This window comes from Brevibacillus fluminis, from assembly GCF_052072235.1.
Lineage (GTDB): Bacteria > Bacillota > Bacilli > Brevibacillales > Brevibacillaceae > Brevibacillus_D > Brevibacillus_D fluminis_A.
This window is the reverse complement of sequence record NZ_CM125436.1, coordinates 3,029,983-3,049,500: the sequence shown is the minus strand read 5'-3', so window position 1 is coordinate 3,049,500 and position 19,518 is coordinate 3,029,983. Positions and strand designations below refer to the sequence as shown.

Below are 19,518 nucleotides of genomic sequence, written 5' to 3'. Positions count from 1 at the left end.
GGCCTATGCTTTACAACAGCTGCTTTGATATCATCGGACCGATCATGGTCGGGCCGTCCAGCTCGCATACCGCAGGGGCGGTATCGATCGGCAAATTCGTGTACGACTACATTGGACACATGCCCGAATCCGTGCAGATCGTTTTTTATGATTCGTTCGCCGAGACGTATCGCGGGCACGGAACGGATAAAGCGATAGTCGGCGGTCTGCTCGGGCTTGAAACGGATGATGTGCGAATCAGGCACGCGCGCGAGCTGGCGGACGAGGCAGGCGTGGAGGTCGTCTTCACCTTGGCGGACCTATGCCCGTTTTACCTTCATCCCAATACCGTGCTGATTACGGCGAAAGTCGGCGATCGACAGGTCACAATCGGCGGGGCATCGCTTGGCGGCGGCATATCCACCATCGCGTATATCAACGGTCATGCCGTTGATATTCCGCTCAATGCACCGTATGATCTCGCACGCATTCGCCGACAGACCGAACCGCTGCAACCAGAAACACCAGGGAGAGAATTGGCATGGACTTCACAACAATGACAGAGCTTCTCGCATGCTGCCACCGTGAGCAAAAAAGCATCGCGGACATCATGCTCGATGTCGAACAGCAAAAATCGGGCCGGTCGCGGGAAACGATCATCGAGATGATGACGGAACGGCTGATCAAAATGAAGCGGGCCGTCGATCAAGGGGTTGCCGACCCGTCGAGCGCGCCAAGCGGCATCTCGGGCGGCGATGCGTACCGGATGAAAGCGTACCTGGAAAAAGGCGACTTTTTGTCAGGGGCGATCATCGCGGATTCCATGCGCTTTGCGTTTGCCACCTCGGAAACAAATGCGCGCATGGGGGTGATCGTGGCGACTCCGACGGCAGGCTCTGCCGGCATTTTGCCCGGCGTCCTGTTTTCTTTGCACGAACATGCAAGCATTCCGTATGACGAGCTGGTCAAAGGATTGTTCACCGCAAGCGCCATCGGCTACGTCATCGCCAACCGCGCCTTCATTTCCGGGGCTGCGGGTGGCTGTCAGGCTGAAATCGGCTCCGCCACAGCAATGGCGGCAGCAGCGATCGTTGAATTGAAAAAAGGCACGCCGGAACAGGCCGTCCAAGCAGCGGCCATCGCGCTGAAATCGCTGTTGGGACTGGTGTGCGATCCGGTGGCCGGGTTGGTGGAAGTGCCTTGCATCAAGCGGAATGTCATCGGCACCTCGATCGCCATCTCATCGGCGGACATCGCCCTGGCTGGTATCGAGAGCCGAATCCCGTGCGATGAGGTGGTCGGGGCCATGTATGAGATCGGCAAGTCGATGCCGCGCGCTTTGCGTGAAACAGCCTTGGGCGGACTAGCCGCGACACCGACGGGCAAACAGATTCAAAAGCGCGTGATGGGCGCGGGAACGTAAATGAACAGAAGCAGAGGAGAGACTTCGGGACATGGCAAACGTGGTTGCGAATTTGTTGTACAGCAAAGAGCATGAATGGGTGGAGGTGATCGGAGAAGGCCGCGTGCGCGTGGGTATCACGGATTTTGCCCAGCACCAGCTTGGCGATCTCGTGTTTGTCGATTTGCCGCAAGTCGGCGCAGCGGTAACGGCGGATGACAGCATGGGCTCGGTGGAATCGGTCAAGGCTGTTTCGGATATTTTTTCACCGGTAACAGGAACGGTTGTGGAGGTGAATCCGGTGCTCGAGGATGAGCCGGAGACGATCAACAGCGATCCGTTCCAAGGCGGCTGGATGGTCGTCGTCGCGCTCAGCAATCCTGACGAGCTGAACGGGCTGATGAACGCGGAGCAGTATGCCGCGTTTACGGAAGAATAAGAACGAAACATTACAGAACTGTAATCTTCGTGTAAGCTGCTTCGATGGTTCGACACATGGCCGCTATCTATAATGGGAACCAAGAGTACCGCATATAGAGAAAGGAATCGTTGAGAACATGGAGACGAACCAAGAGCGAGTCGAACTGATCGAATTCATTTATAGACAACATTATTCGTATCTGTCTTACAATTTATCCACATTGACACCTGACAAACAGCTGGTGGAAGACATCATTCAGGATGTGTTCACCGCATTGATGAAGCGCCCGGACCTGGTGATCGACATGAAGCATGTCCGCCAATATTTGCTCCGCAGCGGAAAAAACCGTTTGATTGACATTTACCGCAAAGCCAAACCGGCACTGTGCGGGGATGATCAAGTGATCAACGAAGCCGCGGGCAGCCAGGCGTCTTTTGAGACAAAAGTCGTGCTCGGCGATGTGATTGAAGAAGTGCTCAACGAGCTGCCGGAATCGTACCGATACGTCATTTTGGCGCGCGATTATTACGGCTACAGCTTTCAGGAGATCGCTGACGCGACCGGAGGCTCCTGCAACAGCGTCAAGACCAAGATTTGCCGGGCACGCAAACAGTTTAACAATACGTACAAAAAGGTTGCGAACGGATAAGGATCGCACGGAAAAGCATCTTGTGGAACACGGGTTCCGCAGGATGTTTTTTTACAAACGTCAAGTCAGCGCGTTTTTCGCTTCCTTGCTGCTCGTCAGAAATGATACAATGCAACAAGAGAAACTGTTACAAAAAAAGGAGCAGAAGAGAAGCCATATGGAACAAGTAATCATCATCGGCGCAGGCCCTTGCGGCTTGTCTGCTGCCATCGAATTGAAAAAGGCGGGAATCGATGCGCTGATCATCGAAAAAGGGGCGGTCGTGCAATCGATCAGCAACTATCCGACATACATGATTTTTCACAGTACGCCGGAGCTGCTCGAGATCGGCGAAATTCCGTTCACGACGATCCAGGAAAAGCCGTCGCGTCAGGAAGCGCTCAACTATTACCGGATCACAGCCAAGCGTTATCAGCTGCGCATCCAAACCTATGAAAAGGTCGTAGACGTCGAGCCGACCTCCGAAGGGTTCCGGCTCACGACGCAAGACCGGTTTGGCGATGAAAAAAGCTACGATTCAAAACGCGTCATCATCGCCACAGGCTATTTCGACCATCCGAACCAATTGGGCATTCCAGGGGAAGAACTGCCGAAAGTATCGTCCCGCTATACGGAGGCGCATCCATATAGCGGGATGAATGTCGCGATTGTGGGCGGCAACAATTCCGCCGTAGACGCTGCGCTTGATCTGGAGCGCGCAGGAGCGAACGTGACCGTCGTCTACCGGGGGGCCGAGGTATCGAGCCATGTCAAGGCATGGACAAAGCCACTGTTTTTGAGTGCAGCGGCGAAGGGCAAAATCAATGTCATGTACTCGTCTGCCGTGAAAGAAATCCGCAAGCATTCGATTTTGGTCCAAACAGGCGATGAGGTGGTAGAGCTTCCCAATGATTTCGTCTTCACCTTGATCGGCTTTCATCCGGACCGGTCCCTCTTGCAAAAGCTCGGCGTCAGCTTTGACGAAGAGACGGGTTCGCCCGCATTTCATCCCGAAACGATGGAGACTGCGGTGCCGAACCTGTATATCGCAGGGGTCATTGCCGCCGGCTTCAGAGGCAATTCCATTTTTATCGAAAACGGCCGCCATCACGGGAAGCTCATCGCCGCGCACATTGTGGCGCAAGGGTAGAAACGACGGCGTAAGCGTGAAAAAAAGAGCCATTGGATTATGGCTCATACATCATTTTGCGGGTCATTCCGCCATCGACGTTCAGGTTCGTTCCTGTGACGAATTGGTTGGCAGGGTCTGTCAAATAGAAGCACGCCTTCACGATATCAGCGGGGGAACCGACTCGGCCTGCGGGGTGCTGCGCATGATCCACATCCCGCAGCGCATGGTAATCGCCGGTCTCGATCCAGCCAGGGGATATGCAGTTCACCCGGATGTGATCGGGTCCGAGCGAGACGGCGAGCGCATGGGTAAGCGCTACGATACCGCCTTTTGAAGCGGCGTACGCCTCGGAATTCGGCTCGGACATGAACGCCCGTGTCGAGGCGAGGTTGACGATCGAGCCGCCGCGCCCGTCCTGGCGCATCCGTTTGGCTGCTTCCCGCGCACACAGAAAGGTGCCGCGCAGATTGGTGTGCAGCACATCGTCCCAATCCTCGAGCGAAAGCTCATACGGCGAATTCCAGCGCCCGATTCCCGCGTTGTTGATCAAAATGTCGATCGCACCGTAAGCGGTCACAGCGCTTTCGATCAATGCCGCAATGTCCATCGGGTACCGCATGTCGGCCCGTACAAATTGAGCGACACCTCCATCGGCGATAATCTGCGCGGCAGCAGACTCGCCTCTTTGGGCATCGATGTCGGCAAGCGTGACCCGTGCGCCCGCTTTTCCATACGCGATGGCAAGCTCGCGGCCGATCCCGTTGCCGGCGCCGGTTATGATCACAGACAAATGGTGAAAAGTCATAGGCGATTCTCCTTTATTGGGTGCTTGCTGGCCGTTTAAAAGATACAGAGAGCCGTTCATGGTTTGATGAAAGCGAACCATGATGGCGAAAGGGATTGTGTAACAGTCTTATTATACCTCGATGAATGTTCGATTGGGTGAAAGCGGTAGAAAAGATCCCCAGCCGGATGCGCCTTATTCCGAGCTGTCGGGACGGAGATCTACGATAAGACGTGGATGTATGTACTTTTGATCTTTACCCCCAATATCCTTCTGGAGTAGATAATGTTGAAAAAGAGATGCAGCAGAATCACAAATCTGATCCTTATCCTTTTGCTTGTAACGGTGATTGTTCCCTTTTCAGCTGCTTTCGCAAAAAGCCCGATCGAGAAGCATGTCCTGTTTCTCATGCCCTTTACACCGGATTATCCGGCGCATGGTCAATTTGAAGAAGGTGTAAAAACCATTTTGCAAAAGACGCCGAACGTTTCGATCAGTTATTCCTATGAGTACCTTGATTATGCGCGCCATTCGAATGATGCGGGATTCATCGAAAGTACCGCTTCTTATTTGCGAACGAAATATAAAAACCATCAGCCTGATTTCATTGTAACCGAGTTCAATATGTTTGCCCTGCTAAAAAAATACGGACAAGAAATATTTCCTGACGTACCAGTCATCATGAGCTGGAATGAGGGCCCTCTCCCGGGATCGATTTTGCCGAAATATTTCTTTATCCGCCAATTATCAGAACCCGCCAAACATATTGAATTGATTTTACAGACGAGGCCGCAGACCCGGAAGATTCTGATGGTGATCGGCGACTCTGCAGATGAACGTCAAATTGTCTCCCGGATAAAGGGGTTGGAACATCATTATGTCGGGAAAGTTGAGTTCGTCTATACGAACAAATTAACCTATGCGCAGATGCTTGATGCAGTAGGCAATGCCGGGGATGATACGGCGATATTGTATTTTCACTGGTTTACCGATGTGACAGGCAGTGTGTTTATTCCGGCGGATGTCATTCGGGAGATTGTTCAAAAGGCGAAAGTCCCGGTATATGGAACTGCCGTACAGTTGCTGGGCAGCGGAATCATCGGGGGGTATTTGCGGGATTTCACAATCTCCGGGCAGGCTGCTGCGAACGTCATTTCCGGGCTGTTGGACGGATCGGGGGCGTCCAATGGGATGAAACGGGTACTCAATGCCGAATCCAACATCTATGCCTTTGACTGGCGTCAATTGCAGCATTGGGGAATCGCTGAAGGGAAGCTGCCGGTCGGCAGCAAAATTGTAGATAAAGAAACGACGGTCTGGGAAAAGTATGGCGGGTATATGATTGGCGGAATTGCATTCATGGCGTTTCAAACCTTGCTTATTGTCGCTCTTCTCATTAACAGAAGAAACAGGAAAAAAGCTGAGGCTGAATTGATTGAAGCGAACAAGATGAAGGACGAGTTTCTGGTGAATACGTCCCATGAGTTGCAAACCCCGCTGAACGGGATTATCAATATATCGGAATCGTTGGTCGAAGGCAGATTCGGCATCGTAAACCGCGAGCAGCAGGAGGAATTAAAGGTCGTGCTGGCGGTCGCCCGCAGGCTGTCTTCGTTGATCAAGGACATTATTGATATGGAAAAAATGAAACGAAACGAATTCCACCTGACTTGCGAGCCTGTTGATGTGAGGGCGGTATCTTCCGTTGTTTTGGATGTCATCAAGCATTTGAATCCTGGCAGGAATGTTGAAATGGTCCTCCGCATCCCGCAAGGTCTTTGCCCTGTGTTTGCCGATGAAAATCGATTGACACAGGTCCTGTTCAATTTGCTCGGGAATGCTGTCAAATTTACCGAAAGAGGCGCGATCGTGGTAACCGCAAGCGAAGATGAACATGCCGTTACCATACAGGTCGAGGATACCGGCATAGGCATCCCCAAGGAAAGGCAGGGGACCCTGTTCAGGGCTTTTTCTCAAGGCGGCGCGGAAATATCCAGGGAGTATGGCGGGAGCGGTTTGGGTTTGTATATTTCGCGTCAACTGCTCGCGCGTATGAATGGGAAGCTTCGTCTGGAATGGTCGGAGCCCGGCAAAGGGAGCTGTTTCTCGTTCACGCTTCCCAAATGTGTTGAGGAAAGCCAGGTGGGTGCAGGACAAACAGTCGAGGTAGGATTGGAAGAAGTCTCACTATCGCCGAAAGAGACAAATCAACCGATGGTGGGCTTCAAGGTGCTCGCAGTCGACGACGAGCCAACCAACTTGAGAGTGCTGCAATCGGTGTTGGCAGGCGACGGCTATGACGTTTATACTGCATCGAGCGGACTTGCGGCTATTGAAATACTCAAGGGGCGGCATGATTTTGACCTTGTGCTGATGGATGTGATGATGCCCAAGATGTCCGGGTATGAAGCGTGCAGGATCATACGGGAGGACTATTCGTTATATGATCTTCCCCTCTTAATGCTGACGGTGCGGAATTCGCCGGAGGATCTTGCGGCGGGATTTGAAGCCGGGGCCAATGACTTTGTGGTCAAGCCATTTGTCGCCAAGGAGCTTCGCGCCAGAGTGGGAACGTTGCTTCGGATGAAACAGTCCGCCCAGAAGGCGTTACGAAATGAGATGGCCTTTTTGCAGGCACAGATCAAACCGCATTTTTTGTTCAATACGCTAAATACCATTTCGTATTTCTGCGTGCGGGACGGAGAGAAAGCCAAGGAGCTTCTGAATCGGTTTTCAGGATATTTACGAAGGAGCTTTGATTTTAAAAATGCAGACGGATTTACGACAGTCAGGAAAGAAATGGATTTCATAGCTGCTTATTTGGACATAGAAAAGGCGCGGTTCGGCAGCCGCTTGCAAGTTTTGATTGAAGTGGATGAGCAAGTGATGAACAGGCAGATTCCGCCTTTCGTGCTTCAGCCTATTGTGGAGAATGCGGTCCAGCACGGAATCATGAAGAAACTGGAGGGTGGCATCGTTGAAATTACCGTGAAGCAAAGCGGGTCTGATTTGGAATTTCGCGTTCGCGATAATGGTGCCGGAATGTCGGCGGATCAAGTGGCAGGACTTTTTTCAGAAAAGAAAGCGAGGCGGGTAGGATTGCGCAATATCAATACTCGTTTGGAAAAACTGTACGGGAGCGGCATACGCTTATCCAGCGAAGAAGGGCAAGGGACGGATGCGTTCTTTACAATACCGGCGGACGGAGGGGGACTTCTATGATACGCGCCATCATTGTCGATGACGAGATCCCGGCGATTGGCAATATTGCCGACTTGCTGCTCGCAAGCGGAAAGGTTGAGATCGTAAAGGAGTTCACGAATCCGCTGGAAGCGCTTGGTATGATCGAGCAATTGGACGTTGACGTGGCCTTTTTGGACATTGAGATGCCGGGGATTGATGGGCTGGAACTGGCCCATCGTTTCATAGATTTGAACTGCCAGGTCGATGTTGTTTTTATTACAGCTTACAATGAATTTGCGGTGGAAGCGTTCGAACTTCAAGCGCTGGATTATTTGTTGAAGCCGGTGACCAGAGAACGCTTGCAGAAGACGCTGGAGCGTGTCGCACATAGACAAATCAGCATCAAACTGCCTGCACGTCATTCAATACTCAAGGTGAGCTGCTTCGGAAAATTCATGGTGGAAGACGAGAATGGCGTTCCTGTCAAATGGAGAACGAACAAGACGGAGGAGCTGTTCGCATTTCTCGTGGACAAGAGCGGACAAGCCGTGCCGAAAGAAACGATCGTGGATGTCTTGTGGGGCCATATGGAGGAGAAACGGGCGTTCGGAAATTTCAACACATGCCTGTACAATATGAGGAAAACGCTGGCTCAATTGGGCTATCCGGAGTTGTTGATCAGCCATTCGGGAATGTTCCGGCTCGACATGAAGCGAATCAGCTCGGATGCGCAAAAATTTGAGCGGCTCGTCTCTCGGATGGGTCAAATGGAGGAGGAGATGGAAGAGACCTGTTATCAAGAGATCGTCGAATTAATCTGTCAATACAGAGAAGGGTACCTTGCCTTGAATTATTACGATTGGGCGGGGGAAAAGGCGAGCCAGCTGGAGGCTGCATTCCCGCAACTCGTCATGCTGGCTGCCGCCTATGACATGGAGCAGGGCAGGCCGCACAAAGCGGTGGAACTGTTGAATATGGGGCTGCTTCTGGACCCGCTGCATCCGGAATTGAATCGGGCGATGCTCCAGGTGTATGTGCAAACGCAGAAACGCGTTGCCGCCATGAAACATTACGCCGCCTACAAAGACAGGCTGGGACGGGAGTTGGGCATTAAGCCAGACGTGGAGTTGGAGCAGTTGATCGAATCTTTGCAGGCGTAGCTTGCGGTTTTATCGGGATTTGTCGGAGGAAAAACGAATAGCCTGCCCGATTTTCTGCGCAAGCGCGAAGATCGGCAGGCTTTTTCTATGGCTGTTAATCGTGCGCGAGTGTTGCTGCTCATGGATTGTTGCTGAGCAGTTGGTGCACGATCTGCCCGGATCGCCGTTAACGGCGCAAGGACACAGAAGTGTGTGAATGAGCAATCAAATCTGACATGTTGATTTTATGGAAATTGTACCTTTTTATATGTCAGCTTGTATCCTATTATTTTTATGACCGGATATTCATACAAGCTGAGAGGATGATGATTGTGTACGTTCCCAAGTATTATCGCATGGATCATGATGAGGCAGTTCAACTTATGAAATCGCACCCGTTTGCTTTAATGATTACGGTTGATGAACAACGCCCGTTGGCTACGCACATTCCGTTGGAAATTCGCGAAGACGAAGGGAAAATCTATGCCACGGGACACATTGCATACGGAAACATGCAGAAGAAAACGCTGGAAAATAATCGTGATGTGCTGCTTGTTTTTCAAGGACCGCACGCTTACATTTCGTCAAGCTGGTATGAAATTGAAGAAGTTCCTACATGGGATTATCTCGCTGTACATGCGTATGGAACCGCACGCGTAATCAGCGGAGACGAATTGAAATCAGCGTTGGAAACCATGCTTGTTCACTATGAGTCTCATCGTGAAAATGGCCGACTCTGGGATACGTTTGATCCGGCGTTGCTTGCGAGTGAAATGAAAGGAATCGTTGGTTTTGAAATTGAAATCACCTCGATTCAAGGTGCAGCCAAAATGAGCCAGACGCATAGTGACACCGATTACAAATCAATCGTTGCAAAGCTTGAAAAATCGAATGAGCAAGGGGAAAACCAGGTTGCTCAGTGGATGCGAGAGCAACGAAAAGGGTTATTCAAATGAATGACCGAATGATTGCGTGTCAAAAATAGGATCGAGAAGACCGATAAAAAAGTACAAGCTTGCCTCACCAGTCAAGGAGAAGCCCGCCAATAGGGGAATTCTCCTTCTTTTCGAGTCCAATTGAGATTCTACCAAGTCAATAAAACGAAATGGAGAGGTCGTTTATGCCTAGATTTATCATCGAAGATGAGTTTTGGTCCGTATTCCCTCAGGCCAAAATCGGTACCGTTGTTTGCCAGGGGATTGATAATTCAATCAGGGACGTAGAAATCTATGAGAAGCTGCTGCAGGAGGCGGAGAAAGAAGCGCATAAATTCCTCAGTCAAGACGAATTCAGCAGCAATCCGGTCATTTCCGTCTGGCGAGAAGCGTTTCAAAAATTCAAGACAAAGAAAGGGGCACGATGCTCCATTGAAGCTTTATTAAAAAGAGTGAAAAATGGCAATCATCTCGGAACAATCAACCCGCTTGTCGACATCTATAATTCCATTTCATTGCGTTATGGGCTTCCGTGTGGTGGAGAAGATATCGATACGTTTGCAGGCGATATTCGGCTCACGAAGGCAATTGGGAACGAACCGTTTCTCCCATTGGGCGATCAGGAAAATGCTCCGCCCTATGAAGGTGAAATTGTTTATAAAGATGATGACGGTGCCATCTGCAGATGCTGGAACTGGCGGGAAGCGCAGCGGACGATGCTGACAGAAAATACGAAAAACGCATTCCTCTGTATGGAATCAATCGATGAAACGAGAAGCGATGAGTTTCATATGGCGCTGAAAGAATTGGCCGATTTGGTGTCACACCATCTTGGTGGCACTGTGAAGATTGAAGTGTTAGATCGGAATAATAGGGAAATGACGATCGTTGGGTAAGGCCAAATTGCGTTAAAAAATGAAGCAGATAGCTGCCCGTTCGTTGAAAGACTAGAGGAAGGCAAGGGGGCATGCATGGATTTGCGCCATCTGAAAACCTTTCATGTCGTCGCCGAGTGCCTCAATCAGACCAAGACGGCAAATATTTTGAAATACAGTCAACGATCAGCTTGCAAATTCAAGCCGATGCTGATTAAGGCGTCTTGCCTCAGCGTGTTTCCATATTGCAGCCCCAAGTGACGATCACTGTGAGTAAGAGAACTTGGGGCTGCTTTTTGAATTTCTACCTCGTATAGTAGCAGTTTAAACACTGGAATCGTTGCTTATTAGGGCTTTTCTAGGCAACGAAATGGAGTGTGTTTAAGCTCCACTCCATCGATCGGGGGGGCAAAAGGGACTTCCCCCTCTTTTAAAAATAATTTAATATAGTTAAAATAGGTGGTACCCATAGAGCAGCTTGGCAGAATCGATAGAACGCATGTCTCCTTTCACGTTGTGGGAGGAAATGCGTTCGTTAATCTTTAGATGGAGGGTATAGGAATGCAAGTAATACAAAAAACGCAAACAATCGTTCGCTATCAGAATGATGACGGTAACATATACTATGGAATGGTTGAGGGTGACGAAATTTTACAATTGTCCAGTGAATTTACGGAAATTGTGAAAAACGAACTGAACTATGATGGTGTACGCATTCGCTATCGTGATGTGAAAATTTTAGAGCCTGTTGTCCCTTCAAAAGTGGTTAACTTCGGCTGGACATACGCGGCACATGCAAAAGAGACGGGGGGACAAGCCAATCTCAAAGAGCCGTTTTTGTTCTTGAAACCAACGTCTTCCTTGATTCCGGATGGAGGGGACATCATTCTTCCTTCAAGCGAACTGACCCAGCAGGTGGAATTGGAGGGGGAAGTCGCACTCGTCATTGGGAAACGGGGGAAAAACATAAAAGAAGAAGACGCATTGGATTACGTTTTTGGTTGTACGATCTTTAACGATGTGACGGCTCGCGATCTTACAAAAACCGATCCCCAGTTCACGCGCGGGAAAGGTTTTGATACGTTTGGGCCGCTGGGTCCGTGGATTGTGACCGGTCTCGATCCATCGAATTTACGAATCGTTACAACGTTAAACGGTAAAGTTGTGCAAGACGGGAATACGAATCAGATGTCACTTTCCATTCCGTTTCTGATTAGCTGGATTTCGCAGGTGATGACACTGGAGCCAGGTGATGTTTTGGCTACTGGTTCCCCGTCCGGGAGTTGTCCGATGAAGGCAGGAGATGTAGTAACCGTGGAAGTAGAGAAGATCGGTAAACTACGCAATTATGTAAAATAGTGGATCGAAATTGAGTTGCGCAGCGCAACAAAAGGGCAACAGCGGCAATCGAGGACAAGAAATAACGTCCGAAACTGCCGCTGTTGCTCTTTTATAATCCGATTCAATTCCCGCGTTTTTCGTGATTCAGCAGGTCTTAAGACGGGCCTACGACCAATGGTCAATCGCGCGCATCGTGGAAATCATCTACAGTAAAAGAGAGGTGATAGCCATGATAAAAGGGTTGTTTGAAACGCATGTTTTGGTCACGGATTTGGAGGCGTCACGCCTTTTTTACGAACGGATCGGTTTGCCGTTCGCGCACAGGGTGCAGGAGCGCAGGGTGGATTTCTTTTGGATCGGCAAGCCGGGGCAAGCCATGCTCGGCGTATGGGAAGTGCCGAAAGACCAATGGGTGAGTCGCCATTTCGCGTTTGAAGTGGAACGGGAGGACATGAAGAACGCCGTCGCTTTTTTGAAAGAAAAAGGGCTTGCTCTCAGAAGCTTTTCCAAAGACGGCACAGAAGACCTGGAAGTGGCGGCATGGATGCCGGCGGTGGCGATTTTTTTCCGGGACTTGGACGGGAACTCGCTGGAATTCATCAGCATGCTGCCGGATGAGCCCAGGCCGGAGCTCGGTGTGGTGAAATATGCGGAGTGGGAAGCCATGCACAATCGGGCTTGAACGTGCCGGCTCTCCTGAAGAGAGAAAGGAAACGGGGAGAAGCCATGAGCGAGAAAAAATCAATGTCTATTTTTTCGTTACCACTTCACTGACCGATTTTGTCAGTGATGACAGGATAGAATGAGGTGAAACGAACAAAAGGAGGACAATCACTTGATTCGATCGACGACCGAGTTTCTTGCGGAATGGAAAAGCGAGACGGAGGCAACGCAGCGCCTCCTGGATGTATTGACAGATGAATCGCTCGGACAGGCAATGACGCCGGATCATCGGACATTGGGCCAAATCGCCTGGCATTTGGTCTGGGTGCTCGGGAGCATGACGCAACTCGGCCTTGATTTCCTCAAGCCGGACGGCGGGGAGCTCGCACCGTCTTCCGCTGAAAAAATCGCCAGTGAATACAAACGGGTGTCACAACAGTTTGCCGATGCAGTCGAGTCCCGGTGGAACGACGATACGATTGTTGAAAACGCGGCTCATTTACGCTTGCTGATCCAGCACGAGGTTCACCATCGCGGCCAAATGACCGTGCTGATGCGCCAAGCTGGTCTGCCAATTGCTGGCGTGTACGGGCCATCGAAGGAAGAATGGATCAGGCAAGGCAAGGAGCCCTACTTGTAAAAAAATCGTGATCGATAAAAAAAGTCGGTGCTTCCCCACAGCGGAGAAACAACCGACTCTGTTGCTCGTTACATCTTCCATTCCAGCTGGCGGCCGCCGACCAGATGATAATGAATATGGAAGACCGTTTGCTGGCCGTGTACGCCCGTGTTGGTGATGACGCGGAAACCGTCTTCTTTCACGCCGGCCGCTTCCGCCACTTTTTGCAAAGCCAGATGCAGGTGGCCGATCAGTTCCTTGTCTTCCTCTTTCATATCGAGCACGGAAGAGATGTGTTTTTTCGGGATGGTCAAAATATGTACAGGGGCAATCGGGTTAATATCCTCGAATGCGACGACATGCTCGTCCTCATACACTTTTTTGGAGGGAATCTCGCCGTTTACGATTTTGCAGAAAATGCAATCCATGGATAAACACGTCCTTTTCTCTCAATTCTCTTTTTTATTGTAGTGGATGTGCAGCGGTTTTTCCAGTTTTTCGCTCGCATCCTGCTAGACTCGTCGAAAGCCGCCTTCGGAGTGAATCACTTGTCCGGTGATCCAGGCCGCTTCTTCACTGGCCAAAAAGGCGACCAGGCGTGCAGCATCTTCCGGTTGCCCGATGCGTCCAAAAGGGAAGCGGGGGCCAAGCGCAGCGCGGGTCTCCTCGCTCATCCAGCCTGTGTCGGTAGGGCCCGGGTTGACTGCATTCACGGTAATGCCCCGGCGCGCGACCTCCGCCGAGAACGTCAAGGTGAATGCCTCAACCGCTCCCTTTGACGCGACATAGGCGATTTCACCCGGCATCGGGCCGCGCGATTGGCCGGATGTGAGGTTGATGATCCGCCCGCCTTTGCCTGCGGTAAATCGTTTGGTGAATGCGGCACTGAGCAGGATGGTGCCGCGAACGTTGACGGCATAGTGACGGTCAAGAAGGTCGGCATCAATGGTATCGACGGTGTCGGGGAGCGAGAAGGCGGCATTGTTGACCAGGATCGACGGAACGCCAAGCTGCGCCACGACTGCTTCCATGATGGTTTCCGGCGTATCGGGCTGTGACAGGTCGGCCTCGATGTGTGCGCAACGAACTCCTAATCGGATGAGTTCCTGTGCCAGAGTGTCAGGCTCCGATGCCTCAACACCCCAAGGCATGCTTGCATCATAGCTGCGCCAATGGGTGAAAAAAATATCGGTGTTTTGTGCAGCCAGCGCTTTGCAGATGGCGGCGCCGATCCCTGCAGAGCGGGTCGCTCCCGTGATGACGGCGATTTTGCGCGTTTGTGCCATATCGCTTCACTCCTGTAAAATAGCATTCATTCGTTAGAAAATTATAGCAACATTTCTGTGTTCTGGCAGCAGGAATGCCAATAAATCGGGGACATCGAGTTGCGGATACCAGAAAACGCTTTCTTCTTAGGAATTGCCAGCATCCTCTATACTTTTTGCGCGATTTCGATTAGTATTATAGGTAACGTTTGTCGATTGTTGTGTCTGGCACCTGGCCATCGCACAGCATCCTGAACGTGGATCATCGCGATGGCGGGATGGATAACAGGTAGGAATGTGCCTTGTGTTACCCCACCATGAAACAGCTTGGGTTGTCCAGCGGGCGGCGCAGGTTGTTTTATGGTGGTTTTTTGTTTTCCGCAAGAATGCGATTACTCATCCATGAAAAGGTTCCGATAAAGGTTTTGTTCCGAAGGAGGAAGGCACATGACGAAACAGATTCAATTCGTGTTAAACGGGGTTCCCCATGAAATCACAGAAGGAACCAGATTGCTCGATTATTTGCTCGAGAAAGAGATCAAGCATCCCCACATATGCTACTCGCCCGTATTGGGCCCGATCCAAACCTGTGATACCTGCATGTGCGAAATCGACGGCAAGGTGATGCGCGCATGCTCGACGGTCGTCACCGAAGGGATGAACGTCCTGACCGCATCCGACAAAGCGCGCCACTCGCAGCAAGAGGCGATGGACCGGGTTTTGCAAAACCATATGTTGTACTGCACCGTCTGCGACAACAACAACGGCAACTGCCGGGTGCACAACACGGTGGAGCTGATGGAGGTGGAGCACCAGGAGCGGCCGTTTCGTGAAAAAGGGTATGAGGTTGACATGACCCATCCGTTTTACCGGTACGACCCGGACCAATGCATTTTGTGCGGCCGGTGCGTGGAGGCTTGTCAGGACTTGCAGGTGAATGAAACGCTGACCATCGACTGGGAGCGCGACATGCCGCGCGTCATCTGGGATGACAACAAATCGATCAACGAATCGTCCTGTGTCTCGTGCGGCCATTGCGTCACCGTCTGCCCGTGCAATGCGCTGATGGAAAAATCGATGCTCGGCGAGGCAGGCTTCATGACCAGCATCGGCAAAGACATGCTCAATCCGATGATCGACCTGGTCAAAGAGGTCGAGCCAGGATATGGCGCGATCTTGGCGATTTCCGAAGCGGAAGCCGCGATGCGTGAGACGCGGACGAAAAAGACGAAGACGGTCTGCACGTTTTGCGGGGTTGGCTGCACGTTTGAAGTGTGGACAAAAGACCGGCATATTCTCAAAATCGAACCATCCGAAGACGCGCCGGTCAACAGCATTTCCACCTGTATCAAAGGGAAGTTCGGCTGGGATTTCGTCAACAGCGACCAGCGCCTGACCACGCCTTTGATCCGCCGGGGCGACACGTTTGTAGAAGCGACCTGGGAAGAGGCGCTGTCCCTTGTTGCCCAACGTCTCGGGGAGCTGCGGGACACCTATGGCGGCAATGCGCTCGGATTCGTCAGCTCGTCGAAAACGACGAATGAAGAGGCGTACTTGATGCAAAAGCTTGCCCGCCAGGTGTTCGAGACGAACAATGTGGACAACTGTTCGCGCTATTGCCAATCTCCGGCCACGGACGGCCTGCTTTCCACCGTCGGCTATGGCGGCGATTCCGGCACGATCAAAGACATCGCCAGCGCCGGTTTGGTGATCATCATCGGGGCGAATCCGACGGAAGGTCATCCGGTGCTGGCAACGCGTGTGAAGCGGGCGAAAAAGCTGCACGGACAAAAGCTGATTGTGAGCGATCTGCGCCGGCATGAGATGGCGGAGCGATCCGACATCTATTTGCACCCGCGCCAAGGCACGGATTTTGTCTGGCTGACCGCGGTCGCCAAATACATGATCGACCAGGGCTGGCATGACGAATCGTTCATCTCCGCGCGTGTCAACGGATTTGAAGACTACCTGCAATTTTTGCAGCCATACACGCTGGAGTATGCGTCGAACATCACCGGCATCCCCGTTGCCCAGCTGGAGGAGACCGCTCGCATGATCCATGAAGCGGACGGCACATGCGTGCTGTGGGGGATGGGCGTCACGCAAAACATCGCAGGCTCGCACACGTCGGCAGCGATTTCCAACCTGTTGTTGGTCACCGGCAACTACGGCCGCCCCGGCGCAGGCGCTTATCCGCTGCGCGGGCACAACAACGTGCAAGGGGCATGCGACATGGGCACGCTGCCGCAATGGCTGCCAGGCTACCAGCACGTCTCCAATGACGTGGCGCGTGCCCGATTCGAGAAGGCATACGGCGTGAGCATTTCACCGAAGCCTGGCTATACCAACATCGAGATGCTGAAAGCGGTGGAAGCAGGCAAGTTGAAAGGCATGTATTTGATGGGGGAAGACATGGCATGGGTGGATTCCAACTCGCTGCATGTGCACGAAATGCTGAGTGAACTCGAGTTTTTCGTTGTGCAGGACGTCTTTTTCACCAAAACCGCGCAATTCGCGGATGTCATTTTGCCAGCGTGCCCGTCGCTCGAAAAAGATGGCACCTTCACCAACACCGAGCGCCGCATTCAGCGCCTGTATCAAGCGCTTGCGCCTTTGGGCGATGCCAAGCCGGATTGGCAGATCATCCAAGCGATCGCGAACCGACTCGGTGCCAACTGGAATTACAGCCATCCGGGCGACATCATGGACGAGATCGCCTCATTAGCTCCGGTCTTCTCCGGCGTGTCCTACAAGCGCCTCGAGGGCTGGAACAGCCAAGTGTGGCCGGTGCTGCCAGATGGCACGGACGAGCCGCTCTTGTATCTCGAACGCTTCAACTTCCCGGACGGCAAGGCGCGCTTCTCCATGGTCGAGTACGTGGCACCGGTCGAGTTCCCGCCGGAATTCGATCTGGTCGTCAACAACGGACGCATGCTCGAGCATTTCCACGAAGGGAACATGACGAACAAGTCAAAAGGCATTCAGTACAAGGTGCCGGATGTATTCGTGGAGGTGCCGCCAGCGCTCGCGCAGGAGCGGGGCGTGAAAGATGGCACGATGGTGCGCCTCGTCTCGCCATACGGTGCGATCAAGCTGCGCGCGCTGGTCACCGATCGGGTGCAAGGAATGGAGCTGTACGTGCCGATGCATTCGGTCAGCCATGAAAATGCGATCAACATTTTGACCGGCAATGCGGTAGATGTACGGACACAGACGCCTGCGTACAAGCAGACGAAGGTGCGCATGGAAGTTTTGGCGGAGGTCGGCAAAGTGCCGCTGCCAAGATACAATCCGCGCTATGCGAAACGCAACCCGCAGCTCGGCGTGCAGGTGGAGCGCAAATGGGCGCGGGAAGACTATGTGCCGATTGCGGACGTCAATCTGACGGGAGGAGGGAAACGATAATGGCGAAACCGATCACGACCATTCGCAAAGCGGAGCCGACGCCGGAACAATTGCAAAAGGCGCGGCTCGAAGAAGTGCTGCAAGAAGTGTCGGAGAATGCGGACGGCTTGCTCGAAACGGTCAAGCTCTTGCAAGAGCTGCATGAAGCCGGCATTTTGCCTGCGATCCATTCGCTGGTCAAAGCGAAGGAAGACATTGCCAAAATCGCACTCGGCCAGCTGCTCCGTCCCCCAGTGACCAATGCGATTAACAGCGCGATGGGCGCAATGGAGGCGCTGACCGAGATCGATCCGGACACGAGCAAAAAAATGGTCCATTCTCTCGCAAACGGCGTCAAAAAAGCGCAGGAAGGTTTGGAGGCGAATCAGACCGTCAGCCTGTTCGATCTGATGAAGGTATTGAAAGACCCGGACATCAACCGTGCGATAGGCTTTGGCCTGAATTTCCTCAAAGGAATGGGCGAAGGGTTGAAAGAAGAGAAGTGAGCAAAAGAAAAAGGCGGCCTGCGGGCTGCCTTTTTTCATCGAATGATCACTGGTCATGCTTAGGTATACCGTCAACCTGGTCGTCTGGCTCTGACACACGATGGGTCGTTCGGTTCACCGCGTCGATCAGGCGATCTTCCAGCACGTGCGCATACTGCATCGTCGTCTCGATTTTGGAGTGACCGAGCTGTGCCTGGAGCTGATGGGGATCAGGATTGATGCGCAAAAACTGGGTGGCGAAACTGTGCCGCAGCTTGTGGACGGACAAGTCGGGAATGCCGAAGGCGGTCGCGTACTTTTTCACCAGCTTTTGCACGCTCCTCAATTCGATGCGGTGACCGGCCGGCTTCGTTGCGGAGACGGCGAGAAACAAGGCATCTTCCCCATCGGCTGGCCGATAGCGGTCGCGCTGGGCCAAATATTCCAGCAAATATTGCTTGCCCCAATCGCTGAAAAAGGGGGCATCTTCTTTTTTGCCTTTGCGCACCATCCGCAGTTGATTCTTTTCCAGAATGACATCGGACAGATTCAAATTGATGACTTCAGACACGCGGAAACCGCCGGATAAGATCAGGGCGACGATCGCCGTATCGCGCAAACGGTTGCGCTGGTGGGATTCCAGCTTTTTTTTCGTATCGCAATGGGCGGCATAGCCGTGGGAGACGAAATCGACAAAGCGCTGGATTTGCTCATCGATCAAGATTTTGGAACGGATGGTGTTGGCACGCGCAAGTGGCGTCGCTTCCTCCACGTTCATCTCGATTTTGGCCATCACATTGCGAGTTAAGTACGATTCGCCGTGTTCGTCCTCTGATAGGGCGGAAAGGTAGTAGAACAGCGATTTCAAGCTGGAGATTTTGCGGGCGAGCGTGTGGTCGCTATATTCCTTGCGCGAGCTTTTCGTCGGATTGTCGACCAGCACGGCGCGCTGATACAGATGGGACTCTTGCAAATAAATGAGATAGCCTTCGATCGACTCTTTACGCAGCTGGTTCAGCTCAGTCAGCGTCACCTCTTTGATCGTGCGAGCTTCGCTTAACCCCTCTGCAATCATCCAGCGGAAAAAAAACTCGTAGTCGCGCAAATAGGCAAGCAGCGTCGAAGCGGATGCTTTTTTGGCTTTTTTGTGATTGATGAATTTTTCCACAAACCAGGGAAAATGAGGGATGCGGCCAAGCAGCTGCTGGGCGTCGCGTTGCTTCGTCGTTGACAAGATGGATCACCTCAAAACACATACTTTCTACCAGCTTACCATGTTTTCC

The 19,518-nt window shown here is 52.1% G+C and carries 18 protein-coding genes; 14 read left to right on the top strand and 4 right to left on the bottom strand.

Translation table 11 applies throughout. The features are described from left to right. Positions 1-5 precede the first annotated feature (5 nt). From ACTID9_RS15135 to ACTID9_RS15115, 5 genes are all read left to right on the top strand, one after another. Positions 6-539, top strand: coding sequence for a serine dehydratase beta chain (locus tag ACTID9_RS15135; RefSeq protein ID WP_441065195.1), 534 nt, complete (start codon positions 6-8; stop codon positions 537-539). Beyond that, positions 521-1,402 carry an L-serine ammonia-lyase, iron-sulfur-dependent, subunit alpha gene (gene sdaAA, locus ACTID9_RS15130; protein WP_441065193.1) on the top strand — a complete coding sequence of 294 codons (882 nt, stop codon included), beginning with the start codon at positions 521-523 and terminating at the stop codon, positions 1,400-1,402. The genes ACTID9_RS15135 and sdaAA overlap by 19 nt, the downstream gene beginning before the upstream one ends. Positions 1,403-1,433: 31 nt before the next feature. Beyond that, positions 1,434-1,820 (top strand): glycine cleavage system protein GcvH, encoded by a 387-nt coding sequence (gcvH, locus tag ACTID9_RS15125; protein WP_441065191.1) that lies wholly within the window; start codon positions 1,434-1,436, stop codon positions 1,818-1,820. A gap of 118 nt (positions 1,821-1,938) precedes the next feature. Then, positions 1,939-2,451, top strand: coding sequence for an RNA polymerase sigma factor (locus ACTID9_RS15120; protein WP_441065190.1), 513 nt, complete (start codon positions 1,939-1,941; stop codon positions 2,449-2,451). 157 nt (positions 2,452-2,608) lie between these two features. Continuing rightward, positions 2,609-3,580 carry a YpdA family putative bacillithiol disulfide reductase gene (locus ACTID9_RS15115; RefSeq protein ID WP_441065188.1) on the top strand — a complete coding sequence of 324 codons (972 nt, stop codon included), beginning with the start codon at positions 2,609-2,611 and terminating at the stop codon, positions 3,578-3,580. Between the two features lie 37 nt (positions 3,581-3,617). Here the strand turns inward: ACTID9_RS15115 and ACTID9_RS15110 are convergent, their stop codons facing one another. Further along, positions 3,618-4,367 (bottom strand): SDR family NAD(P)-dependent oxidoreductase, encoded by a 750-nt coding sequence (locus ACTID9_RS15110; protein WP_441065186.1) that lies wholly within the window; start codon positions 4,365-4,367, stop codon positions 3,618-3,620. Positions 4,368-4,631: 264 nt separating this feature from the next. Here ACTID9_RS15110 and ACTID9_RS15105 point away from each other — a divergent pair, with 264 nt between their 5' ends. From ACTID9_RS15105 to ACTID9_RS15075, 7 genes are all read left to right on the top strand, one after another. Then, positions 4,632-7,568, top strand: a complete 2,937-nt coding sequence (locus ACTID9_RS15105) for an ATP-binding protein (RefSeq protein ID WP_441065184.1) — start codon at positions 4,632-4,634, stop codon at positions 7,566-7,568. Continuing rightward, a complete protein-coding gene (locus tag ACTID9_RS15100; RefSeq protein WP_441065182.1) occupies positions 7,565-8,689 on the top strand; it encodes a response regulator in 1,125 nt (374 codons plus the stop codon). The genes ACTID9_RS15105 and ACTID9_RS15100 overlap by 4 nt, the downstream gene beginning before the upstream one ends. A 302-nt stretch (positions 8,690-8,991) precedes the next feature. Then, positions 8,992-9,624, top strand: coding sequence for an FMN-binding negative transcriptional regulator (locus ACTID9_RS15095; RefSeq protein ID WP_441072608.1), 633 nt, complete (start codon positions 8,992-8,994; stop codon positions 9,622-9,624). Between the two features lie 164 nt (positions 9,625-9,788). Then, the gene (locus tag ACTID9_RS15090) at positions 9,789-10,499 is read left to right on the top strand and encodes a B3/B4 domain-containing protein (RefSeq protein ID WP_441065181.1); all 711 of its coding nucleotides are present in this window, start codon (positions 9,789-9,791) and stop codon (positions 10,497-10,499) included. A gap of 540 nt (positions 10,500-11,039) precedes the next feature. Further along, positions 11,040-11,837 carry a fumarylacetoacetate hydrolase family protein gene (locus tag ACTID9_RS15085; protein ID WP_441065179.1) on the top strand — a complete coding sequence of 266 codons (798 nt, stop codon included), beginning with the start codon at positions 11,040-11,042 and terminating at the stop codon, positions 11,835-11,837. A 211-nt stretch (positions 11,838-12,048) separates the two neighbouring features. Beyond that, the gene (locus tag ACTID9_RS15080) at positions 12,049-12,501 is read left to right on the top strand and encodes a VOC family protein (protein WP_441065177.1); all 453 of its coding nucleotides are present in this window, start codon (positions 12,049-12,051) and stop codon (positions 12,499-12,501) included. A 153-nt stretch (positions 12,502-12,654) separates the two neighbouring features. Further along, entirely contained in the window at positions 12,655-13,122 is a 468-nt protein-coding gene (locus tag ACTID9_RS15075) for a DinB family protein (protein WP_441065175.1), read from the top strand. Between the two features lie 68 nt (positions 13,123-13,190). On the opposite strand, the gene ACTID9_RS15070 is transcribed toward ACTID9_RS15075, so the two are convergent. Together ACTID9_RS15070 and ACTID9_RS15065 are read right to left on the bottom strand one after the other, a co-directional pair. Next, the gene (locus ACTID9_RS15070; protein ID WP_441065173.1) at positions 13,191-13,529 is read right to left on the bottom strand and encodes a histidine triad nucleotide-binding protein; all 339 of its coding nucleotides are present in this window, start codon (positions 13,527-13,529) and stop codon (positions 13,191-13,193) included. Positions 13,530-13,613: 84 nt separating this feature from the next. Continuing rightward, positions 13,614-14,387 (bottom strand): SDR family oxidoreductase, encoded by a 774-nt coding sequence (locus ACTID9_RS15065; RefSeq protein WP_441065171.1) that lies wholly within the window; start codon positions 14,385-14,387, stop codon positions 13,614-13,616. A gap of 426 nt (positions 14,388-14,813) precedes the next feature. On the opposite strand from ACTID9_RS15065, the gene fdhF reads away from it, so the two are divergent. Further along, positions 14,814-17,771: a formate dehydrogenase subunit alpha gene (gene fdhF / locus ACTID9_RS15060; RefSeq protein ID WP_441065169.1), complete on the top strand. Its 2,958-nt coding sequence runs from the start codon at positions 14,814-14,816 to the stop codon at positions 17,769-17,771. Beyond that, complete coding sequence (locus ACTID9_RS15055) at positions 17,771-18,256, top strand: DUF1641 domain-containing protein (RefSeq protein WP_441065168.1); 486 nt, start codon at positions 17,771-17,773, stop codon at positions 18,254-18,256. Before fdhF ends, ACTID9_RS15055 begins: the two co-directional genes overlap by 1 nt. A gap of 46 nt (positions 18,257-18,302) precedes the next feature. Here ACTID9_RS15055 and xerS read toward each other — a convergent pair whose 3' ends face one another. Continuing rightward, entirely contained in the window at positions 18,303-19,469 is a 1,167-nt protein-coding gene (gene xerS, locus ACTID9_RS15050; protein WP_441065166.1) for a tyrosine recombinase XerS, read from the bottom strand. Positions 19,470-19,518: the final 49 nt, after the last annotated feature.